This is a genomic window from Methylobacterium sp. B1 (genome assembly GCF_000333255.1).
Lineage (GTDB): Bacteria > Pseudomonadota > Alphaproteobacteria > Rhizobiales > Beijerinckiaceae > Methylobacterium > Methylobacterium fujisawaense.
This window is the reverse complement of the sequence record NZ_BACT01000283.1, coordinates 1-1446: the sequence shown is the minus strand read 5'-3', so window position 1 is coordinate 1446 and position 1446 is coordinate 1. Positions and strand designations below refer to the sequence as shown.

2 protein-coding genes are annotated in these 1446 nt (G+C 64.9%); one reads left to right on the top strand and one right to left on the bottom strand.

Annotated features, from left to right (window positions below; genetic code table 11):
• A partial coding sequence (locus I53_RS34505; protein ID WP_210161571.1) for a hypothetical protein occupies positions 1 to 269 on the top strand: 269 nt, incomplete at its 5' end.
• Positions 270 to 277: 8 nt separating this feature from the next.
• Here I53_RS34505 and dnaQ read toward each other — a convergent pair.
• Positions 278 to 985 (bottom strand): DNA polymerase III subunit epsilon, encoded by a 708-nt coding sequence (gene dnaQ, locus I53_RS08195; RefSeq protein ID WP_043348990.1) that lies wholly within the window; start codon positions 983 to 985, stop codon positions 278 to 280.
• Positions 986 to 1446 lie beyond the last annotated feature (461 nt).

The window sequence follows — 1446 nt, the reverse complement described above, 5'->3', positions numbered from 1 at the left end:
TCCATAGCATCACGGTGCGAGTCCCGGCGGATACAGTCGACCTGGGCGATGGTTTTTTCCTGCCCGCGGGCGACTATCCGTGTATCGCGACCGTCATGCACATCCCTATGCGAGGACGGGAAGAGACCCATTTGAGCCGGGCTATGATCAACTTAACCGAGGAATTCCTCGTCGGCGTCGTCGGGATGCCCCCAGCGAGCGGCAATCTGCTTTCGGTCGATTTCGACGTGGCAAGGTACCTCGTCAATGGCTCAGTCACGGAGGTCTGACGTGTCAGTCAGCCCTCCCCGCTCTCGCTGATGTAGTCCGCCCAGATAGGCGTCTTGAGCGTGCCCACGAACGCCGCGTGCCGCGCCCGCTCCGCGTCCGTGAGCCGGGACTTGAAGACGCGCGGCGCCGCCGAGCGGGCTGCCTCGTCCTCGACGCGGGCCGGTGATGCGGCGACAGGGCCAAGATCGAATCCGACCTGCTTGCCGCCGAGCAGCTCGACGTAGACCTCCGCAAGAATCTGCGCGTCGAGCAGCGCCCCGTGCTTCGTGCGCCGGCTCCGGTCGATGCCGTAGCGGGTGCACAGCGCGTCGAGGTTGTTGGCCGCGCCCGCGTGCTTGCGCCGGGCGATCAGGAGCGTGTCCACGACATCGTTTAGCACGATCGCTGCCGGCCGCGGCTCCGGCAGACGCGCGTACTCGGCGTTGAGGAAGCCGACGTCGAAGGGCGCGTTGTGGATCACGAGAGTCGCGCCGTCGATGAAGGCGAGCAGATCCTGGGCGATCTCGGCAAACAGCGGCTTGTCGGCGAGGAAGCTGTCGGACAAGCCGTGCACCGCCAAGGCGTCCGGATGCACCGCACGCTGCGGGTTGCAGTAGCGGTGAAACGTCCGCCCAGTCTGGGTGTGATTGATCAGCTCGACGCAGCCGACCTCGATGATCCGCTCGACCTTCGGGTCGGTGGAGGTGGTCTCGGTGTCGAGGACGATTTCGCGCATGCGGTCGACCTTACGGCACCGGACGATCGCCCTCAATCTACCGATCGTAAACGCCAACCCGGTCGGTGCGTGGTCTAACGAACGTTGCGTTATAGAGCCGCATCGACTTCCGCTAGGCAAGCCGCGACCGAGAGGCTCCTCTGATCAGGAGCGTCGCAATGATCCGCACTGTCGTCTCCATCCCGTTCGTCATCCTGGCATCGTTAGGAGGCGCACAGGCGGCTCCGCCATCTTGCGAAAATAGCACAAACCCGAGGACCGTGTGGTTCGCTGGAGAGTGGCGGACCGCGCACAAGGGTATAATCGCGAGCGGCGGTGAGTACCCATCGACCCCTTGCCGGGCGATCGACGAGGACTCCAACGAGTATGTCTGCGGCCCGACCGGCTGCAAGCCTTACCAGCCTGCGTCACCCTCGGCACCGGCCAAGTGCCCCTATCCGCGGTGCCCTGCAGAGACCGCG

Bases quoted from the DNA above. Each gene is read 5' to 3' on its own strand.
- dnaQ (WP_043348990.1), bottom strand. From the start codon at position 985: ATGCGCGAAATCGTCCTCGACACCGAGACCACCTCCACCGACCCGAAG.